The 18,019-nt window shown below is 71.2% G+C and carries 19 protein-coding genes and 1 other RNA gene; 16 read left to right on the top strand and 4 right to left on the bottom strand.

All coding sequences use genetic code 11. The features are described 5' to 3' along the window. The first annotated feature begins 18 nt into the window (after window positions 1-18). Genes IDM46_RS10990 through pncB form a run of 3 tightly spaced genes read left to right on the top strand, consistent with a single transcriptional unit; the run spans window position 19 to window position 3,007 of the window. On the top strand, window positions 19-924 hold the full coding sequence (locus IDM46_RS10990) for a glycosyltransferase (protein ID WP_185115723.1): 906 nt from the start codon (window positions 19-21) through the stop codon (window positions 922-924). After that, on the top strand, window positions 921-1,820 hold the full coding sequence (locus IDM46_RS10985) for a glycosyltransferase family 2 protein (protein WP_185115722.1): 900 nt from the start codon (window positions 921-923) through the stop codon (window positions 1,818-1,820). The genes IDM46_RS10990 and IDM46_RS10985 overlap by 4 nt, the downstream gene beginning before the upstream one ends. Further along, a complete protein-coding gene (gene pncB, locus IDM46_RS10980; RefSeq protein WP_182824872.1) occupies window positions 1,817-3,007 on the top strand; it encodes a nicotinate phosphoribosyltransferase in 1,191 nt (396 codons plus the stop codon). Before IDM46_RS10985 ends, pncB begins: the two co-directional genes overlap by 4 nt. 14 nt (window positions 3,008-3,021) lie before the next feature. Here the strand turns inward: pncB and pyrF are convergent, their stop codons facing one another. After that, window positions 3,022-3,834 (bottom strand): orotidine-5'-phosphate decarboxylase, encoded by an 813-nt coding sequence (pyrF, locus tag IDM46_RS10975; RefSeq protein ID WP_185115721.1) that lies wholly within the window; start codon window positions 3,832-3,834, stop codon window positions 3,022-3,024. 93 nt (window positions 3,835-3,927) lie between these two features. Beyond that, the gene (gene ettA, locus IDM46_RS10970) at window positions 3,928-5,589 is read right to left on the bottom strand and encodes an energy-dependent translational throttle protein EttA (protein ID WP_182824876.1); all 1,662 of its coding nucleotides are present in this window, start codon (window positions 5,587-5,589) and stop codon (window positions 3,928-3,930) included. Between the two features lie 205 nt (window positions 5,590-5,794). Here ettA and IDM46_RS10965 point away from each other — a divergent pair, with 205 nt between their 5' ends. The 10 genes from IDM46_RS10965 to thiL all read left to right on the top strand — a co-directional run bounded on the left by IDM46_RS10965 (window position 5,795) and on the right by thiL (window position 14,373). Further along, window positions 5,795-6,298 (top strand): RcnB family protein, encoded by a 504-nt coding sequence (locus tag IDM46_RS10965; protein ID WP_185115720.1) that lies wholly within the window; start codon window positions 5,795-5,797, stop codon window positions 6,296-6,298. Between the two features lie 462 nt (window positions 6,299-6,760). Next, window positions 6,761-8,044 (top strand): serine hydroxymethyltransferase, encoded by a 1,284-nt coding sequence (gene glyA / locus IDM46_RS10960; protein WP_185115719.1) that lies wholly within the window; start codon window positions 6,761-6,763, stop codon window positions 8,042-8,044. A gap of 54 nt (window positions 8,045-8,098) precedes the next feature. Continuing rightward, window positions 8,099-8,632, top strand: a complete 534-nt coding sequence (gene nrdR / locus IDM46_RS10955) for a transcriptional regulator NrdR (RefSeq protein ID WP_182824880.1) — start codon at window positions 8,099-8,101, stop codon at window positions 8,630-8,632. A gap of 5 nt (window positions 8,633-8,637) precedes the next feature. Further along, the gene (locus tag IDM46_RS10950) at window positions 8,638-9,357 is read left to right on the top strand and encodes a DUF4272 domain-containing protein (protein WP_185115718.1); all 720 of its coding nucleotides are present in this window, start codon (window positions 8,638-8,640) and stop codon (window positions 9,355-9,357) included. Continuing rightward, entirely contained in the window at window positions 9,357-10,490 is a 1,134-nt protein-coding gene (gene ribD / locus IDM46_RS10945; protein WP_182824884.1) for a bifunctional diaminohydroxyphosphoribosylaminopyrimidine deaminase/5-amino-6-(5-phosphoribosylamino)uracil reductase RibD, read from the top strand. The genes IDM46_RS10950 and ribD overlap by 1 nt, the downstream gene beginning before the upstream one ends. 205 nt (window positions 10,491-10,695) lie before the next feature. Continuing rightward, window positions 10,696-11,289 carry a riboflavin synthase gene (locus tag IDM46_RS10940; RefSeq protein ID WP_182824886.1) on the top strand — a complete coding sequence of 198 codons (594 nt, stop codon included), beginning with the start codon at window positions 10,696-10,698 and terminating at the stop codon, window positions 11,287-11,289. A 3-nt stretch (window positions 11,290-11,292) separates the two neighbouring features. Then, window positions 11,293-12,417 carry a 3,4-dihydroxy-2-butanone-4-phosphate synthase gene (ribB, locus tag IDM46_RS10935; protein WP_182824889.1) on the top strand — a complete coding sequence of 375 codons (1,125 nt, stop codon included), beginning with the start codon at window positions 11,293-11,295 and terminating at the stop codon, window positions 12,415-12,417. 42 nt (window positions 12,418-12,459) lie between these two features. Further along, the gene (gene ribH / locus IDM46_RS10930) at window positions 12,460-12,927 is read left to right on the top strand and encodes a 6,7-dimethyl-8-ribityllumazine synthase (protein WP_182824891.1); all 468 of its coding nucleotides are present in this window, start codon (window positions 12,460-12,462) and stop codon (window positions 12,925-12,927) included. Next, window positions 12,924-13,397 carry a transcription antitermination factor NusB gene (gene nusB, locus IDM46_RS10925; protein ID WP_182824893.1) on the top strand — a complete coding sequence of 158 codons (474 nt, stop codon included), beginning with the start codon at window positions 12,924-12,926 and terminating at the stop codon, window positions 13,395-13,397. The genes ribH and nusB overlap by 4 nt, the downstream gene beginning before the upstream one ends. 16 nt (window positions 13,398-13,413) lie before the next feature. After that, a complete protein-coding gene (thiL, locus tag IDM46_RS10920; RefSeq protein ID WP_185115717.1) occupies window positions 13,414-14,373 on the top strand; it encodes a thiamine-phosphate kinase in 960 nt (319 codons plus the stop codon). 10 nt (window positions 14,374-14,383) lie between these two features. Here thiL and IDM46_RS10915 read toward each other — a convergent pair whose 3' ends face one another. Together IDM46_RS10915 and IDM46_RS13600 are read right to left on the bottom strand one after the other, a co-directional pair. After that, window positions 14,384-14,755, bottom strand: a complete 372-nt coding sequence (locus tag IDM46_RS10915; protein WP_223877961.1) for a YraN family protein — start codon at window positions 14,753-14,755, stop codon at window positions 14,384-14,386. Beyond that, window positions 14,752-15,933 carry a penicillin-binding protein activator gene (locus tag IDM46_RS13600; RefSeq protein WP_223877960.1) on the bottom strand — a complete coding sequence of 394 codons (1,182 nt, stop codon included), beginning with the start codon at window positions 15,931-15,933 and terminating at the stop codon, window positions 14,752-14,754. The genes IDM46_RS10915 and IDM46_RS13600 overlap by 4 nt, the downstream gene beginning before the upstream one ends. 57 nt (window positions 15,934-15,990) lie before the next feature. Here IDM46_RS13600 and rsmI point away from each other — a divergent pair, with 57 nt between their 5' ends. From rsmI to mraZ, 3 genes are all read left to right on the top strand, one after another. Then, a complete protein-coding gene (gene rsmI / locus IDM46_RS10910) occupies window positions 15,991-16,815 on the top strand; it encodes a 16S rRNA (cytidine(1402)-2'-O)-methyltransferase (protein ID WP_185116083.1) in 825 nt (274 codons plus the stop codon). Window positions 16,816-16,855: 40 nt separating this feature from the next. Then, window positions 16,856-17,223, top strand: an RNA gene (rnpB, locus tag IDM46_RS10905) — RNase P RNA component class A. A gap of 271 nt (window positions 17,224-17,494) precedes the next feature. Beyond that, window positions 17,495-17,980, top strand: coding sequence for a division/cell wall cluster transcriptional repressor MraZ (gene mraZ, locus IDM46_RS10900; protein WP_182824900.1), 486 nt, complete (start codon window positions 17,495-17,497; stop codon window positions 17,978-17,980). Window positions 17,981-18,019 lie beyond the last annotated feature (39 nt).

Raw genomic sequence — 18,019 nt, 5'->3', positions numbered from 1 at the left:
CCCGCGTCGGTGGCCGGCATGGCTGAACTCCCGGTCGTGCTGCTGCCGGTCGCGGTCGACGACGACGCGCTCGATGCCTGTCTTGCGGCACTCGAGGCGGGCACGCCCGCCGGCACGCGGGTGTGGCTGGCCGATGACGCGCAGGCCGGGCCGCGCGGCCTGGCCATCATCGAACGCTGGCTGGCGCGCACCCGCCTGCAGGCGGAATACACCCGCCGCCAGCGGCGCCTGGGCGAAGTGGCGCACATCGACCAGGCGCTGGCCGCGTGCGGCGACGACGACGTGATCGTGCTCGCCGCCGACGCCGTGCCGTCTCCCGGCTGGGCAAGGCAGCTTGCGGCCTGCGCCGCGCGCGATCCTTCCATCGCCACCGCCACGCCGTGGTGCAACGCGGGCGAGACCGCCGCCTGGCCGCGCAGCGGCGAGGTCGCCGCGCTTCCCGACGAGCGCGAGCTCGCGCGCCTGGCGCGCGCCGCCGAAGGCATGGCGCCGGCGCACGCGGAGCTTCCCGCCGCGGTCGACCACGCGGTCTATCTGCGTGGCCGCGCACGCAGCCGCGCCGGTGGGCTGGATGCGGCCAGCTACGCCTCGTGGTACGCCGCGTTGATCGACCTGTCGCTGCGCATGTCCGGCCTCGGCTGGCGCAATGCGCTGTGCGAGACCGCGTTTGTCGCGCGCGGCGGCGAGGGTGGTCCGGCCGATGGCGACCTCGACGCGCTGGCCGCGCGCTGGCCGCGCTGGCATTCGCGGCTTGCCGAATTCCTGATGCACGACCCGCTGCACGCCGAGCGCGCGGCGCTGGGCCGGCGGCTTGAAGGCCTGGAGCCTCCGGCGCAGCGCGAGCTGTTCGCGGCGGCGCAGGCCGTTGGCGCGGTGGACGCGTCGCCCGCTTCGGACGCCACGGGTCAGCGGGCGGAGGCGTGACCGTCGCCGTGATCGCCGCCATCGTCGTCAGCCACCAGAGCACCGGCACCATCGATGCCTGCCTGGCGCGCCTGCGCGCGGCGGCCGCGGTGGCCGAGATCCGCGTGGTCGACAACGCCTCCAGCGACGGCACCCTGGTCGTGGTGCAGCGCCACGCGCTCGCCGATCCGCGCGTGCGCTTCGTTGCCAACCCGGACAATCCCGGCTTCGCGGTGGCCTGCAACCAGGGCGCGGCGGACAGCACGGCGCCGTGGCTGGCGTTCGTCAATCCCGACTGCATGCTGGAGCCGGATTCGCTGGCGCGGCTGCTGGCGCACGCGCAGGCGCTGGCCGGCGACGACGCGTCCGTGGGCGCATCGGCAGGCGACGTGCTGCTCGGCGCCGACCTGGTCGACGAGGACGGGGTGCGCGACGGCGCCGCGCGCCGCAACGATCCCGACTTCCTGGCGATGCTGCGCGGCCCGCTGCATGCGCGCCACGGGCGGCCACTGGACGTCGTACCCGATTCCGCGCAGGTGCTGCAGCGGGTCGACGCCGTGTCCGGCGCTCTGATGCTGCTGCCGCGCCGGCTTTTCACGCGCATCGGCGGTTTCGACGCCGGCTATCGCCTGCACGTCGAGGACCTCGACCTGTGCCGGCGCGCGCGCGAGGCTGGCGCGACGGTCGCGGTCGCCAATGACGTGCGCGTGGTGCATGTGCGCGGCGTGTCCGCGCGTGCGCGGCCCGGCTTCGTGGAATGGCACAAGCACCGCGGCCTGTGGCGCTATTTCAGGCGCTTCGAGGCGCCGCGGCGCGGCCGGGTGGTGTGCGCGGCAGTGTGGGCGGCGGTCTGGCTGCACTGGGCCTCGCGCCTGCCGGCCGTGTTCCTGGCGGCCATGCGCGCGGACACGCCATGATCATCCGGTCGCTGCTCGACACCGACCTCTACAAGTTCACCATGATGCAGGCGGTGCTGCACCAGCATCCCGCCGCGCACGCCGAGTACCGCTTCAAATGCCGCACGCCGGACATCGACCTGGCGCGGCACATCGACGCCATCTCGGCGGAGATCGATGCGCTGTGCGCGCTGCGGCTGAGCCGGGAGGAGCTCGACTACATGCGCGGGCTGCGCTTCATCAAGCCGGATTTCGTGGAGTTCCTCGGGTTGTTCCAGCTCGACCGCAAGCACGTGCGGCTGCAGGCGTCGGACGCGGTGCCGGGCGAGATCGAACTCACCATCAGCGGCCCGTGGCTGCACACCATCCTGTTCGAAGTGCCGCTGCTGGCGATCGTCAACGAAGTCTGGTTCCGCGCCGCGCATGGACCGGCCGACACCGCCGAGGGCCTGCGCCGGCTCGATGCCAAGCTCGCGCGCATCAATGAGGACATCGGCTTCGAGGACTGCCGCATCACCGACTTCGGCACCCGGCGCCGCTATTCGCGCGACTGGCAGGACACCGTGGTGCCGCGCCTGGCGCGCGGCCTGGGCGTCAAATTCGCCGGCACCAGCAACGTCGACATCGCCCGCCGCCACGCGCTGGTGCCGCAGGGCACGATGGCGCACGAATGGCTGCAGGCGCACCAGGCGCTGGGTCCGCGGCTGCGCGACTCGCAGGTCGCCGCCTTTGACGGCTGGGCGCGCGAATACCGCGGCGACCTCGGCATCGCGCTCACCGATGTCATCGGGCTGGACGCGTTCCTGCGCGATTTCGACCTGTATTTCTGCAAGCTCTTCGACGGCGTGCGCCACGATTCCGGCGACCCGGTGGAGTGGGGCGAGCGCGTCATCGCCCATCTCAAGGCCATGCGCATCGACCCACGCACGCGCACGCTGGTGTTCAGCGACGGCCTCGACATCGACCTGGTCATGCAGCTGTACGCACACTTCCGCGGCCGCTGCCGGATGTCGTTCGGCATCGGCACCAACCTCACCAATGATGTCGGCCCGGTGCCACTGCAGATCGTGCTGAAAATGGTCCGCTGCAACGGCCAGCCGGTGGCCAAGCTCAGCGACTCGCCCGGCAAGACCATGTGCGACGACGCCGGCTACCTGCGCTACCTGCGCCAGGTGTTCGCGGTGCCGGAGGCCGCCAGCGACGGCTGACCGGGCCGCCGCGCTCAGCGGTGGCGGTTGATCGCGTCGCGCAGCGTGCGCGCGGCGCCCGCGGCTGCAGCCGCATAGTCGTCGCCGGCCGAGGCGTAGAGGATCGCCCGCGACGAGCTGACCAGCAGGCCCGTGCCATCGGCGCTGCGACCGTTGCGCACCACCGCTTCCACGTCGCCGCCCTGCGCACCCACGCCGGGCACCAGCAGCGGCATGTCGCTGACGATGGCGCGTACCTCGGCCAGCTGCTCCGGCCAGGTCGCCCCCACCACCAGCGCCACGTTGCCATGGCCGTTCCAGTCGCGCGCGGCCCTGGCGGCGACGTGCTGGTACAGCGGCTTGCCGTCGACCGGCAGGTCCTGCAGGTCGGCGGCGCCGGGGTTGGACGTGCGGCACAGGATCACCACGCCGCGATCGGCGTGGTCGAGGAAAGGCTGCAGCGAATCGCCACCGAGGTACGGGTTCACCGTGACCGCATCGGCGTCGTAGCGACCGAAGGCTTCCGTCGCATAGCGCTGTGCGGTCGAACCGATGTCGCCGCGCTTCGCGTCCAGGATCACCGGGATCCCGGGATGCACCGCGTGGATGTGCGCGACCAGCCGCTCCAGCGCGCCCTCTGCAGCGAGCGCCGAGAAATGCGCGACCTGCGGCTTGAACGCACAGGCGAACTCGGCGGTGGCGTCGACGATGTCGCGGCAGAACGCGAACACCGCATCGTCGTCATCGGCAAACCGCGCGGGAAACCTCGCCGGCTCCGGATCCAGCCCCACGCAGACCAGCGACCCCGACGTCGACCATCGCCCGCGCAGCTCCTGCATGAAACCCATCGGAAGTTTCCTTTCTTGCCACGGATCAGGTCAAAAGATTCCTTGGCCGCGGATCTGCGCGTCCATCCGCGCAGGTCCGTGGCAAAAACGCCCCTACTTCAGCGCCTTGAAGCGCAGACGCTTCGGGCCCGCGTCGTCGCCCATGCGGCGCTTCTTGTCTTCCTCGTACTCGCGGTAGTTGCCCTGGAAGAACTCGACGTGGCTGTCGCCCTCGAACGCCAGGATGTGCGTGGCGATGCGGTCGAGGAACCAGCGGTCATGGGAGATCACGAAGGTGTTGCCCGGGAACTCCAGCAGCGCGTCTTCGAGCGCGCGCAGGGTCTCGATGTCGAGGTCGTTGGACGGTTCGTCGAGCAGCAGCACGTTTCCGCCCTGCAGCAGCGTCTTGGCCAGGTGCAGGCGGCCGCGTTCACCGCCCGACAGCGTGCCGACCATCTTCTGCTGGTCCTGGCCCTTGAAGTTGAAGCGGCCGAGGTAGGCGCGCGACTGGATCTCGATGCCGTTGATGTTGAGGATGTCGAGGCCGCCGGAGACTTCCTGGAAGACGTTGTGGTTGCCTTCCAGCGCGTCACGGCTCTGGTCGACATAGGCGATGTTGACCGTCGAGCCCATCTCGATGCTGCCGGAGTCGGGCTTCTCCTGGCCGGTGATCATCTTGAACAGGGTCGACTTGCCGGCGCCGTTCGGGCCGATGATGCCGACGATCGCACCGGCCGGCACCATCAGGCTCAGGTCGTCGATCAGCAGTCGGTCGCCGAAGCGCTTGGAGACGTTCTTGAACTCGAGCACCTTGGCGCCCAGGCGCTCGCCCGGCGGGATGAAGATCTCGTTGGTCTCGTTGCGGCGCTGGTAGTCGACCGCCTGCAGCTCCTCGATGCGCGCCAGGCGCGCCTTGCCCTTGGAGCGGCCGCCCTTGGCGTTCTGCCGCGCCCACTCGAGTTCCTTCTGGATCGCCTTCTGGCGCGCCTTTTCCGACGACTCTTCCTGCTTCAGGCGGTCGCCCTTCTGGGTCAGCCAGTCGGTGTAGTTGCCCTTCCACGGGATGCCCTTGCCGCGGTCCAGTTCGAGGATCCACTCGGCGGCGTTGTCGAGGAAGTAGCGGTCATGCGTCACCGCCACCACGGTGCCGGTGTAGCGCGCCAGGAACTGCTCCAGCCATTCCACCGACTCGGCGTCGAGGTGGTTGGTGGGTTCGTCGAGCAGCAGCATGTCCGGCTTCTGCAGCAGCAGGCGGCAGAGCGCCACGCGGCGCTTCTCGCCACCCGACAGGTTGCCGATGGTGGCTTCCCACGGCGGCAGGCGCAGCGCATCGGCGGCCACTTCGAGCTGGTTTTCAAGCGTGTGCGCGTCGCCGGCGGCGAGGACCGCCTCCAGGCGCTCCTGTTCCTTGGCCAGTGCGTCAAAATCGGCGCCTTCCTCGGCGTAGGCGGCATATACCTCGTCGAGGCGCTTTTGCGCCTGCAGCACGTCGCCCACGCCCTCCTCGACCGCCTCGCGCACGGTCTGCGTGGGGTCGAGCTGCGGTTCCTGCGGCAGGTAACCCACCTTGATGCCGGCCTGCGGACGCGCCTCGCCGGAGAAATCGGTGTCCACGCCGGCCATGATGCGGAGCACGGTGGACTTGCCGGAGCCGTTCAGGCCGAGCAGGCCGATCTTGGCCCCCGGGAAGAACGACAGCGAGATGTCCTTGATGATCTGGCGCTTCGGCGGCACCGTCTTGCTGACGCCGTTCATGGTGTAGATGTATTGCGACATGGAAGCTCCGGTGCGACGCCGCCGCCGCCCATGCGGGTGCGCGGGCAGGATCGGTGGCTGGGGATGGCGCGATTATAGCGGGCCATGCGCGGACCCGCCGAGGCGGGCTTGCCGAATCTGAATGGTCCCGGGAGCGCGCCGCGCAGGTAGTGCATTCGTTCAGGACGGTTTGCCGATAGTCGCTGCACCACCACGGGAGACGGCGATGAAACACACCAGGACCCTTGCACTGGCCACCTTGTTGCTGGCCTTCGGCGCGGTTTTCGCCGCTCCGGCCATGGCGCGTGACGACGGCCGCCGCGGCAACGATCGCGGCCATGACCGCAGCTACGACCGGGGCTACGAGCGTGGCTACGGCAACGACCGCTATGCCCGTGACGACTACCGCCGAGACCGCGACCGCGATTCGCGCCGTGGCAAGGGCCACGGGAAGGGCCATGGCAAGGGGCATCGCGACCACGTGGTCTACGTGTCCCGCTCGCCGGTGGTGGTGCACCACAATCGTGGCCACCGCGGTCCGCCGCCGTGGGCCCGTGGCCGCCATTACCAGTACGCCGGCTACGCCCCCACCTACGTGGTCCAGGACTACCGCCACTACGGCCTGCGCCATCCCCCGCGCGGCCACCACTGGCGGCGCAGCGACGCCGGCGAATTCCTGCTGGTCGCGGTGGCCACCGGGATCATCGCGGACATCTTCCTCGGCCGCTGAGTCCGGCCAGGTTTGAACCAAGGGCGCGCCTCAGGGCGCGCTTTTTTTGGCTCTGGAGCCCGGTGGTGGCCGCGAGGCCGTCGCGGCTTCGCCCCCGGCATCCGCCTGGCGGCGGATGCCTCCTCCTTGACTTCCCCGCGACGGCCTCGCGGCCACTGCGGGGCTTTGCTCCGGCTGCCGGTACCGCGACCGTGCGCGAGCTTGCGGGCAGCGGCTTCGCTCCTCAAACCACCGCGAAGTGCGGCGGACCGGGTGCCAAGGCCCTTGAGGGCGAAGTCAAGGAGGAGGCGATGGCCGCAGGCCATCGCCGGGGGACATGAGTCCTCAAGGGCCTTGGTACCCGGCGCCGATACAAGCGCCGCGCTTCCACTCCATGGGGAGACGACACCGCTCCTGTGCGGCGGGGTCGTTGGCGGCCGCGGGCTACAATTGCCCGAACCCCATCTTCCGCCCGGAGTGACCATGTTCCCGCGAGACGCGCGCATCGAAGGCTACGACCCCGAACTGGCCCAGGCCATCGCCGACGAAGGCCGCCGCCAGGAGGACCATGTCGAGCTGATCGCATCGGAGAACTACGCCAGCCCGCGGGTGATGGAAGCGCAGGGCTCCAAGCTCACCAACAAGTATGCCGAGGGCTATCCGGGCAAACGCTATTACGGCGGCTGCGAGTACGTCGATGTCGCCGAAAAGCTCGCGCTCGACCGCGTCAGGCAGCTGTTCGCCGCCGGCTCCGCCGACGACATGTACGCCAACGTGCAGCCGCATTCCGGCTCGCAGGCCAACCAGGCGGTGTACCTGGCGCTGCTGCAGCCGGGCGACACCATCCTCGGCATGTCGCTGGCCCACGGCGGCCATCTCACCCACGGCGCCAAGGTCAACATCAGCGGCAAGCTGTTCAAGGCCGTGCAGTACGGCGTCGACGAGGCCGGCATGATCGACTATGACGAGGTCGAGCGCCTCGCCGTCGAACACAAGCCGAAGATGGTCATCGCCGGCTTCAGTGCCTATTCGCAGGTCGTCGACTGGGCGCGCTTCCGCGCCATCGCAGACAGGATCGGCGCGTACCTGTTCGTCGACATGGCGCATGTGGCCGGCCTGGTCGCGGCGGGCGTGTATCCCAACCCGGTGCCGCACGCGCACATCGTTACCTCGACCACGCACAAGACCCTGCGCGGCCCGCGCGGCGGCATCATCGTCGCCAGCCGCGCCGCCATGGGCGAGGCCGCCGACGAGATCACCAAGAAGCTGCAGTCGATCGTGTTCCCGGGCATCCAGGGTGGTCCGCTGATGCACGTGATCGCCGCCAAGGCGGTGGCGTTCAAGGAAGCGCTGGAGCCGGAATTCAAGGCCTACCAGCAGCAGGTGGTGAAGAACGCCCAGGCGATGGCCAAGGTGATCATCGACCGCGGCTACAAGATCGTCTCCGGCGGCACCGAGAACCACCTGATGTTGGTCGACATGATCGGCAAGGGTGTCACCGGCAAGGCTGCCGAGGAGGCGCTCGGCCGCGCGCACATCACCGTCAACAAGAATGCCGTACCCAACGACCCGCAGAAGCCGTTCGTGACCTCGGGCCTGCGCCTGGGCACGCCGGCGGTGACCACGCGCGGCTACCTCGAAGCCGACTGCGTGGAGCTGGCCAACTGGATCTGCGACGTGCTCGACCAGCCCGCCGACGAGGCCGTGATCGCCCGGGTCCGTGAAAACGTGACCCGCCAGTGCGCGCGTTTCCCCGTCTACGGATAAGGTGAGGCCGGACCGGCTCGACACCCCGCCACAGCACCAGAGCGCCCGCCGACGATGCATTGCCTCTTCTGCCAGCACCACGACACCCGCGTGATCGACTCGCGGGTGAGCGACGACGGCGCGACCATCCGCCGTCGCCGCGAGTGCGAGGCCTGTGGCGAGCGCTTCTCGACGCTGGAGACCATCGAGCTGAAACTGCCGGCGATCATCAAGTCCGATGGCCGCCGCGAGAATTTCGACGCGCGCAAGCTGCGCCTGGGCTTCGACCGCGCGCTGCACAAGCGCGCGGTTTCCGAGGAGCAGATCGAAGCCTCGGTGCGTGCGGTGGTGCACCAGCTGCGCATGACCACCGAGCGCGAGATCGCCTCGCGCCGGGTGGGCGAGTTCGTGATGGCCGAGCTGCGCAAGCTCGACCACATCGCCTTCGTGCGCTTCGCCTCGGTGTACCAGGCATTCGAGGACGTCGCCGATTTCCGCGAGCAGCTCGACCGCCTCGAACGCGAAGCCCCGGGCGATGGCCAACTGCCCCTGCTCGGCGGCGACGTGCTGCCGTTCGATGCGCGCTCGGGCAAGGGCCGCAAGCGCTGAGCCCGATGCAGCACCCCGGCGAAGCGGGCCTGCATCCACGCCCGGGCGCGCGCCACGTGCACGCGCGCGCGCTGGCCCTGGCCAGCATCGCCTGTCGCGCCGCCCTGGAGCAGGATCCGGGCGACCCGGAAGCGGAGGCGATGCACCTGCGCCTGCGGGCCTGGCTCGATGCCGCCCATCTGATGGCCGCCCTGGAGCCGGCGGAGGTCGAGCTCATCACCACGCCGCTCGGGCGACTCGCGGACAAGGCCGCGATCGACGCCAGCTGGCGCGCCGAGGGCCTGTACGTCCTGGGCTGGGCGATGGACCTGCAGCCGGGGCTGGCCCACGACCGCCTGGTCGATCCGGTGGCGGCCGCCGAGGCGGTGGGTTTCCTCCACGACACGCCCCTGGACCGCGATCCCGCGCCGCAGCTGCGCGGCGAACGCGCGCTCGACACGTTCGCCGCGCAACAGCTCGCGCTGCACTGGCGCCTCCGGGACTGGCAGCTGCATCCGCAGCCCATGGACTTCGCGGCCTTCGTGCGCGAGTGCAGCTGGGCCAGCCTGGACGTCGACGAAAGCGCGCTGCTCGACGGCGACCTGGCCATCGAAGGCGTGCGCATCGACCAGGCCGACGATGAGCAGCTGCAGCGCTGCCTGAGCATCGCCGGCGAGCGCCACCAGGCGGCCAACTGGCTGCTCGGCGGCGACCCCCTCTACTCCAACGTGGACACCAGCACCTGATGCAGGGATTTCCGGCTGTCGATCACGCCATGATGGCGCACGCACTGCGCCTCGCCGAGCGCGGCGCATGGACCACCAAACCCAATCCGATGGTCGGCTGCGTGCTGGCGCATGGCGACGAGGTGGTCGGCGAAGGCTGGCACCAGCGCGCCGGCGGTCCGCATGCCGAGGTCCATGCACTCGAGGCGGCCGGGGAGCGCGCGCGAGGCGCCACTGCCTACGTCACCCTTGAACCCTGCGCGCATACCGGCGCCACGGGACCCTGCGCGGACGCCCTGGTGGCCGCCGGCGTGGCGCGCGTGGTGGCGGCGATGCGCGACCCGTTCCCGGAAGTCGACGGCAGCGGCTTCGAGCGCCTGCGCGCGGCCGGCATCGCGGTCGAGTCGGGCCTGATGGAGGCGCAGGCCCGCGTGCTCAACCGCGGCTACCTGGCGCGCCTGGAGCGCGGCCGGCCATGGCTGCGCGTCAAGCTGGCAATGAGCCTGGACGGACGCACCGCGCTCGCCAACGGCGAGTCGAAGTGGATCAGCGGCGACGCCTCGCGCGAGGACGTGATGCGCTGGCGCGCGCGCAGCGGCGCGCTGCTCACGGGTTCGGGCACGGTGCTTGCCGACGATCCGCAGCTCACCGTGCGCATGGCCGACGGCGCGGACTTCGTGCCGCCGCTGCGCGTGGTCCTCGATCCCGGCCTGGCCACCGTGGCGCGCGGACGCGTGCGCGAGGGCGCCGCGCCCACGCTGTACCTGCACGCCGGCAACGCCAAGCCGCCGCGCCTGGCCGGCATCGACCGGGTGGCGGTGCCGTCGCAGGGCAATGCGCTGGACCTCGACGCCGTGCTGCGGCTGCTGGCCACGCGCGGCATCAATGAAGTCCAGCTCGAAGCCGGCGCCACGCTGGCCGGCGCGTTCCTGCACGCCGGGCTGGTCGACGAGATGCTGATCTACATGGCGCCGATCCTGCTCGGCGCGCACGCGCGGCCGTTGTTCGCAGGCCTTGGCATCGCCGACATGGCGCACCGCATGCAGATGCGGGTCGAGGAGACGGTGCAGGTGGGCGAGGACATGCGCATGCGCCTGTACCCGGTCCAGGCGGCCACGCGGGTCGACGCGCCGTCCGCCGCACCGGCCGCGTGAGCGCGGCGCGGCCCGCAACCCGCTGCGACGCCGCTGCCGGGACGCACCGTCCCCGGGGCCGCCCGCGACCCCGATGCTAGAATCCGCGCCGCCGGATGCCCCGGCACGCGGCAGCACCCGACGCCTGCGCCTGCCCCGTTCCGCGGGTGCCGGGCCGCGTGGCGCGCGGCGCACGCGGAGCCCAGACGGACGGCGGAAGGCCTGCATGTTCACCGGAATCATCGAAGCGGTCGGCACCCTCGACCGGCGTGAAGCACGCGGCGGCGACGCCCGCCTGCGCATCGCCGTCGGCCGCCTGCCGTTCGCCGATCCGGCCCTGGGCGAGAGCATCGCCGTCAACGGCACCTGCCTGACCGTGGTCGCGTTCGATGCCGGGCATTTCGAGGCGGATGCCTCCAACGAGACCCTCGCCCTGACCACGCTCGGCGCGCTCGCCGAAGGCGCGGCGGTGAACCTCGAGCGCGCCATGCGCGCCAGCGACCGCCTCGGCGGGCACCTGGTCAGCGGCCATGTCGACGGCGTCGGCCGCGTGCTCGCGGTCAGCGACGACGGCCGTGCCCAGCGCTGGCGCTTCCAGGCCCCGGCCGCGCTGATGAAGTACATCGCACGCAAGGGGTCGATCTGCGTCGACGGCGTGAGCCTCACGGTGAATGCCGTGGCGGATGACAGCTTCGATGTCGCGCTGGTGCCGCACACCGTCGCCAACACCGCCTTCGCCGACACCGCCGTCGGCGACCCCGTCAACCTCGAGATCGACCTTGTCGCCCGCTACGTCGAGCGCCTGCTGCAGGACCGCTGAACCATGCCTTTCGCCACCGTCCCCGAACTGCTCGAAGAACTCCGCGCCGGCCGCATGGTCGTCATCGTCGACGACGAGGATCGCGAGAACGAGGGCGACCTGATCATGGCCGCGGAGCTGGTGCGGCCGTCCGACATCAATTTCATGGTCACCCACGCGCGCGGCCTGGTGTGCCTGTCGCTGACCCGCGAGCGCTGCGCGCAGCTCGGCCTGCCGCCGATGGTGCAGTCCAACACCTCCTCGCACCACACCAACTTCACCGTCAGCATCGAGGCCGCCGAGGGCGTTACCACCGGCATTTCCGCCTACGACCGCGCGCACACCGTGCGCACCGCGGTGCGCCCGAACGCGACGCCCGCGGACCTCGCCCAGCCGGGCCACATCTTCCCGCTCGCCGCGCAGCCCGGCGGCGTGCTGGCGCGCGCCGGCCACACCGAAGCGGCCGCCGATCTGGCGATGCTCGCCGGCCTGGAGCCGGCCGGCGTGCTGGTCGAGATCCTCAACCCCGACGGCACCATGGCGCGCCGCCCGGAGCTGGAGGTGTTCGCGCGCGAGCACGGCCTGAAGATGGGGTCCATTGAAGCGCTGATCCGCCATCGCCTGGCCACCGAGCACACCGTCGAGCGCGTCGACGTGCGCCGGATCGACACTGCGCACGGCCCGTTCCAGCTCCACAGCTACCGCGACCGTCTTGGCCATGCCCTGCATTTCGCGCTGGTGCGTGGCGAGCCCGGCGCGGATCCCGAGACGCCCACGCTCGTGCGCGTGCAGGTGCGCAATGCGCTCGCCGATGCCGTGCACTGGAAAAGGGCGGATTTCGGCCCGGCGGTGGGCGACGTGCTGGCCGCGATCGCGCGTGAGGGTCGCGGCGCGCTGGTGCTGCTCGACGGTGCCCAGACCCCGGATGTGCTGCTGGCGCGCATCCGCGCCGCAGACGAAGCCGCTCCGGCGCCGGCCGAAGCACCGCGCGGCGGGGCGCTGCTGGAATGGCGGCGCAACGGCGCCGGCAGCCAGATCCTTGCCGACCTTGGCCTGCGCCGGCTGCGGGTGATGGGCACCGCGCGCAAGCAGGTCGGCCTGGCCGGTTTCGGCCTGGAAGTCGTCGGGTACGTCGACCCGCCCGCGTAATGCGGCTCGGCTAGAATGCCCGCCTACCCGAGGATGTCCCCCATGACCCACCACGAAGGCGACCTGCGCGCCCCCCAGGGCGCGCGCTTCGCCATCATCGCCAGCCGCTGGAACCCGCGCATCGTCGATGCGCTGGTCGCCGGCGCGCGCGCGACCTTCGATGGCCATGGCGTGGCCGCGGATGACGTCGACGTGGTCCGCGTGCCCGGCGCCTGGGAGATCCCGCTGGCCGCCGCGCGCCTGGCGCAGGGCGGGCGGCATGCCGCCATCGTCGCCCTGGGCTGCGTGGTGCGCGGCGACACCCGCCATTTCGAGCACGTCGCCGACCGCTGCGCCGACGGCCTGGCCCGCGTGCAGCTTGACCACGGCGTGCCGGTGGCCAACGGCGTGCTCGCGGTCGACGAGCAGGCCGATGCCGAGAACCGCGCCGGTGGCAGCCACGGCAACAAGGGCGAGGAGTGCGCACTGGTCGCGCTCGAGATGGCCAGCCTGCTGGCGGTGCTGGCATGAAGCCGTATCGCGGCGGTGGCGCGCGCCATGGCGGCATGGACCCGGTGGCGCGCTCGCGCTCGCGGCGCCGCGCGCTGCAGGCGGTGTATGCCATGCAGCTGTCGGGCGCCAACGCCCGCGACGCGATTTCGCAGCTCGCCCACGAGCAGGCCAAGGAAGTCGCCGACCTCGAATATTTCGAGGACCTGGTGCGCGGCGTGGAAAACCACCGCCGCGAGCTCGACGAGGCGCTGGCCCCGTTCCTCGACCGCGGCATCGCCGAGGTCGATCCCATCGAGCGCGCCATGCTGCGCATCGCCGCCTACGAACTGCGCCACCGCATCGACGTGCCGTACCGGGTGGTGATCGACGAGGCGTTGAAGACCGTCAAGCGCTTCGGCTCCGAGCACGGCCACACCTATGTCAACGGCGTGCTCGACCGCGCCGCCGCCGAATGGCGCGCGGCCGAAGTGCAGGCCCCGCGCGGCTGACCGCCGGCACGCGGCCGTGGCCGAGTTCGAACTGATCGACCTCATCCGCGCGCGGGCCGCCCACGGCCGCGACGACGTGCTGCTCGGCATCGGCGACGATGCCGCCGTGCTCCACGTGCCCGCCGGCCGCGAGCTGGTGGTGGCCATGGACACGCTCAACGCCGGCGTGCATTTCCCCGCCGGCACCGCGCCCGCCGACATCGGCTGGAAGGCGCTGGCGGTGAACCTGTCCGACCTGGCTGCGATGGGCGCCGAGCCGGCGTGGTGCACGCTGTCGCTGTCCCTGCCCGAAGGCGACGCCGCGTGGGTCGCGGCCTTCCTCGACGGTTTCATGGCGCTGGCCGCCGAACATCGCGTGGCGCTGGTGGGTGGCGACACCACGCGCGGGCCGCTGTCGATCTCGGTCACCGTGCACGGCTTCGTGGCGCCGGGCGCCGCCCTGCGCCGCGACGGCGCACGCGTCGGTGATGGCGTGTGGGTCAGCGGCACGCTCGGTGATGCCGCCGCGGCACTCGCGCAGTGGCGCGCGCGCGGCGCGATCGACCGCATCGACGCAGCGCTGCGCGCGCGCCTGGACCGTCCGCTGCCGCGCATCGCCTTGGGCCGTGCGCTGGCCGGGCTTGCGCATGCCTGCCTGGATGTCTCCGACGGCCTGCTCGCCGACCTCGGCCATGTCTGCGCCGCGAGCGGCGTGGGCGCGGAGATCGATGTCGACACCCTGCCGGCCAGTGCCGCGCTGCAGGCCGCGTTGGCAGGCGATGCGCTGCGTGCGCTGCAGGCCGGTGGCGGCGACGACTACGAACTGTGCTTCACCGCGCCGGCGTCAGTGGACAGCGCGATCGAGGCTGCGGGGCGCGCGGCGGACGTGGCGGTCACGCGCATCGGCACGACCGTGGAACCGCACGGCGTCCGCGCGCACCGCGCCGGCCAGCCGTGGCTCGTGCCACGCAGCGGGCACGTGCACTTCGGCGACTGAGCGTGGCCCGTCAGGCGTCGTCGAGCCGGAACGCGTCGCGGTGCCAGGTGAAGTCCGGCGCGGCCGGATCGCCGCTGGCGTCGATCACGTCGAAGCGGCAGTACGACTCGGCGAGGGCAGGGTGCTGCAGCAGGAACAGCTGCGCCGCGCGCACGATGCGCCGGCGCTTGCCGCGGTCGACCGATCCGCCACCGCCGCCGTAGTCGGCGCTGGCGCGGTAGCGCACTTCCACGAACACCAGGGTGTCGCCGTCGCGCATCACCAGGTCGAGCTCGCCGAGCCTGTAGCTGGCGTTGGCCGCCACGTCGCCGAGACCGGCGCGCAGGAGATGCGTGCGCGCCGCGGCCTCGACGTCGGCGCCGCGGCGCCGGGTCTCGTTCAACCGCCGGCGCCGGCCAGCGGCACCACGTTGCCGCCGCTGAAGGTCGACCACGCCGGCGAACGCAGCACGTTGCCATCGCCATCCATGCGCAGCGTGCCGCTGGCGCTTCCCACGCTGGCCTCGGGCGACATGGCCAGGTGCTCGAGGTAGGCGGTGAGCAGCCATGCGTCGTAGCCGAACGCGAACAGCCGTGCCGCCGGTCCGCGCGCGGTGGGCAGCGAGGAGGCCACGCTGTCGGCGGACGGCAGCCCCGGCACGCCGGTCACCGACCAGGCATCGGACGGGAATGCGATGCCGTCGAGCGCGGCATCCTCGCCGGCCTTGCCGGTGCCCGACATGATCTGCGAGGTCGCCACGCGCGGGCGCGTGGCCAGCCCGGCGGCGGCGACCTGGGGCGCGACCAGCCGCGCCTGCGGCCCGCGCAGCGCCATGAACACCGCATCCACGCCGCCCTCGCGCTGCAGCGCACCCTGCATGAGCGCGGTCATGTCGGCGGGTCCGTCGCCGACCACCGCCAGCAGCTGCACCACGCTGCCGCCATGCGCCTGCAGGCGGGTGGTGAAGGCATCGATGCTGCGCCGCGCGCTGTCATCGCCCGAGCTCAGCACCAGCACGCGCAGCGCGTTGCGCGCGGCCAGGAAATCCGCCGCGCCGCGGCCTTCGTCCTCGGGTGCCAGCGCGTAGCTGGCGGCGTTCAGCGGCGGCGTACCGGCGCGGTTGAGCGCGAGCAGCGGCACGGTCGGCGCCGTCTGCACGAACACCGCGTCCACCTCGTCGCGGCCGAGCGGGCCGACCACCTGGTCGGCGCCTTCGGCGATCGCGCGCTGGTAGGCGGCGACCGCGCCCTGCGCGGTGCCGGCGGTGTCGTAGAACTCGAGGTCCGGGCGGCGGCGGCGCTCGCCGTAGTAGCCGGCCAGCAGGCCGTCGCGCACCGGCGCGGACGCGGTGGCCAGGCTGCCGGTGAGTGGCAGCAGCACCGCCAGCTTGTTGGGCGGGCGGTAGCCGTCACGCTCCGCGGCTGGCCGCCCGCTGGCGTCGTATTGCCAGTGGCTGCTGCGCGGGGCGTCCTGCACGACCTCGACGGGCGCCGCCGGCGCGCTGACCTGCACCGCGGCGCAGCCGGCAAGCGCCACGCTGGCGATGGTGGCGGCGAGTCCCTGCTTCCAAGAATGACGCATCGTTGCTGCCCGGCTGCGAGAATGGCCGGATTCTACCGTCCCGCCCGCATGGACACGATGCAGACTTCCGCCGGAACCCTCCACATCGTCGCCACGCCGATCGGCAACCTCGCCGACATGTCGCCGCGCGCGCTGGACACGCTGCGCGCGGTGGACGCGATCTGCGCCGAGGACACCCGCCACACCCGCCACCTGCTCGCGCACTTCGGCATCGAGCGCCCGCTGCTGGCGGTGCACGAGCACAACGAGGACGAGCAGGCGACGCGCCTGGTGGCGCGCCTGCTGGCCGGCGATTCGCTGGCGCTGGTGTCCGATGCCGGCACGCCGCTGGTCAGCGACCCTGGGTACAGGCTGGTGCGCGCGGCACGGGCCGCCGGCATCCGCGTCAGCCCCGTGCCCGGCCCGAGCGCGCTGGTGGCCGCGCTGAGTGCCGCCGGGCTGCCCAGCGACCGCTTCGTGTTCGAAGGCTTCCTGCCAGCCAAGGTGGGCGCGCGCCGCGAGCACCTCGCGCAGCTGGCGGGCGAGCCGCGCACGCTGATCTTCTACGAGTCCTCGCACCGCATCGTGGAATCGCTGGCCGACCTGCGCGCGGTGTTCGGCGATGCGCGCCGCGCGGTGCTGGCGCGCGAGCTGACCAAGCTGTTCGAGACCATCCTCGATGGCTCCCTGGCCGAGCTGCATGCCACGGTCGAGGCCGACGCCAACCAGCGCAAGGGCGAGTTCGTGCTGGTGGTGGAGGGCGTCGGCGAGGACGCGGACGCCAAGGTGGCACAAGGCCGGATGCTGTACGCGAAGCTCGCCGCGCACCTGCCGCCCTCGACCGCCGCGAAAGTGGCTGCCGATATCAGCGGGGCGCCGAGGAAAAGCCTGTACGGCGGCTAGCACCGGAACCGGGCGTGCGGCGTGCGAGAATGCGCGCGGCGGAGTCGGCCAGACAGTCGCGTCATCCGGACCACTTCGGTGGACCCGGGTGCCGAGGAAAGTCCGGGCTCCACAGGGCACGGTGCCAGGTAACGCCTGGGCGGCGCGAGCCGACGGAAAGTGCAACAGAAAGATACCGCCGAACGGCGTCGCAAGACGCGCGTGGCAAGGGTGAAATGGTGCGGTAAGAGCGCACCGCGAGCCTGGCAACAGGCCGGCACGGCAAACCCCACCGGGAGCAAGACCAAATAGGGAGACAATGCCGTGGCCCGCGGTGTCTCCGGGTAGGTTGCTTGAGCGTATCGGTGACGATGCGCCTAGAGGAATGACTGTCCACGACAGAACCCGGCTTATCGGCCGGCTCCGCCACCTTTTCCCACCGACTGTCCGGAGCAGCGCTCCGGGGCACGTCCGTGCGCGCCCCCGGCGAGATGTAAAAACTCCGTGAAGACCGTCACGATTCTCAAAATTTGAGACTAAACAGGAGCTTGTGGATAAACCTTGAACAAGTCTCTGAAGTTCGCCGCAAGTCCTTGACCTGCTTAATGAAATTCGTCACTCCAGGCTGTTGACAAGGGTTGTGGCCGCTCCTAAGGTGGCCACACGTGGGAAGACATGGATATTCGTGGTTTTCCTGCGCATGAAGCCCGCCGCAGACGGGCATGGAGTGACAGGCAACGTGTTCCAGGGCGAGACCGCCATCACGATCGATGACAAGGGCCGGCTGGCGATCCCCACCAGCTACCGGGACCTTGTCGCGTCCGCGTGCGCGAACCGCCTGGTGGTCACGTACAACCCCTTCGAAAAGGGTTGCCTGTACCTGTATCCGTTCGCCCAGTGGGAGCGCGTGCGCGACCAGGTGAACGGGTTGTCCAAGGTCCGCAGGACCAACCGCGAGCTGCAGCTGAAGCTGGTCGGCGCCGCGGCGATCGTCGAGCCCGACGGCAACGGCCGGATTTCCATCCCGGCCAGCCACCGCAAGGCGATCGGGATTGAAAAACACGCCGTGCTGCTTGGCATGGGCGACAAGTTCGAGCTCTGGAGTGAGCAGGCGCATCGCGAGCAGATCGAACGGACCCTCGGGGACGGCGACCTCGGCGACGACCTGGTCGGGCTGCTGTTGTGACCGCGGGTGCCGCGGATCGCCGCTCCGCGCACCTTCCGG

It is taken from the genome of Luteimonas sp. MC1825, from assembly GCF_014764385.1.
In the GTDB taxonomy this organism is placed as follows: Bacteria; Pseudomonadota; Gammaproteobacteria; order Xanthomonadales; family Xanthomonadaceae; genus Luteimonas.
This window is presented reverse-complemented; position numbering and strand designations above follow the sequence as displayed.

Coding starts and splice junctions, on each gene's coding strand:
- IDM46_RS10990 (WP_185115723.1), top strand. CDS start 19: ATGGCTGAACTCCCGGTCGTGCTGCTGCCGGTCGCGGTCGACGACGAC.
- pncB (WP_182824872.1), top strand. CDS start 1,817: ATGATCATCCGGTCGCTGCTCGACACCGACCTCTACAAGTTCACCATG.
- pyrF (WP_185115721.1), bottom strand. CDS start 3,834: ATGGGTTTCATGCAGGAGCTGCGCGGGCGATGGTCGACGTCGGGGTCG.
- ettA (WP_182824876.1), bottom strand. CDS start 5,589: ATGTCGCAATACATCTACACCATGAACGGCGTCAGCAAGACGGTGCCG.
- IDM46_RS10965 (WP_185115720.1), top strand. CDS start 5,795: ATGAAACACACCAGGACCCTTGCACTGGCCACCTTGTTGCTGGCCTTC.
- glyA (WP_185115719.1), top strand. CDS start 6,761: ATGTTCCCGCGAGACGCGCGCATCGAAGGCTACGACCCCGAACTGGCC.
- nrdR (WP_182824880.1), top strand. CDS start 8,099: ATGCATTGCCTCTTCTGCCAGCACCACGACACCCGCGTGATCGACTCG.
- IDM46_RS10950 (WP_185115718.1), top strand. CDS start 8,638: ATGCAGCACCCCGGCGAAGCGGGCCTGCATCCACGCCCGGGCGCGCGC.
- ribD (WP_182824884.1), top strand. CDS start 9,357: ATGCAGGGATTTCCGGCTGTCGATCACGCCATGATGGCGCACGCACTG.
- IDM46_RS10940 (WP_182824886.1), top strand. CDS start 10,696: ATGTTCACCGGAATCATCGAAGCGGTCGGCACCCTCGACCGGCGTGAA.
- ribB (WP_182824889.1), top strand. CDS start 11,293: ATGCCTTTCGCCACCGTCCCCGAACTGCTCGAAGAACTCCGCGCCGGC.
- ribH (WP_182824891.1), top strand. CDS start 12,460: ATGACCCACCACGAAGGCGACCTGCGCGCCCCCCAGGGCGCGCGCTTC.
- nusB (WP_182824893.1), top strand. CDS start 12,924: ATGAAGCCGTATCGCGGCGGTGGCGCGCGCCATGGCGGCATGGACCCG.
- IDM46_RS13600 (WP_223877960.1), bottom strand. CDS start 15,933: ATGCGTCATTCTTGGAAGCAGGGACTCGCCGCCACCATCGCCAGCGTG.
- rsmI (WP_185116083.1), top strand. CDS start 15,991: ATGCAGACTTCCGCCGGAACCCTCCACATCGTCGCCACGCCGATCGGC.
- mraZ (WP_182824900.1), top strand. CDS start 17,495: ATGAAGCCCGCCGCAGACGGGCATGGAGTGACAGGCAACGTGTTCCAG.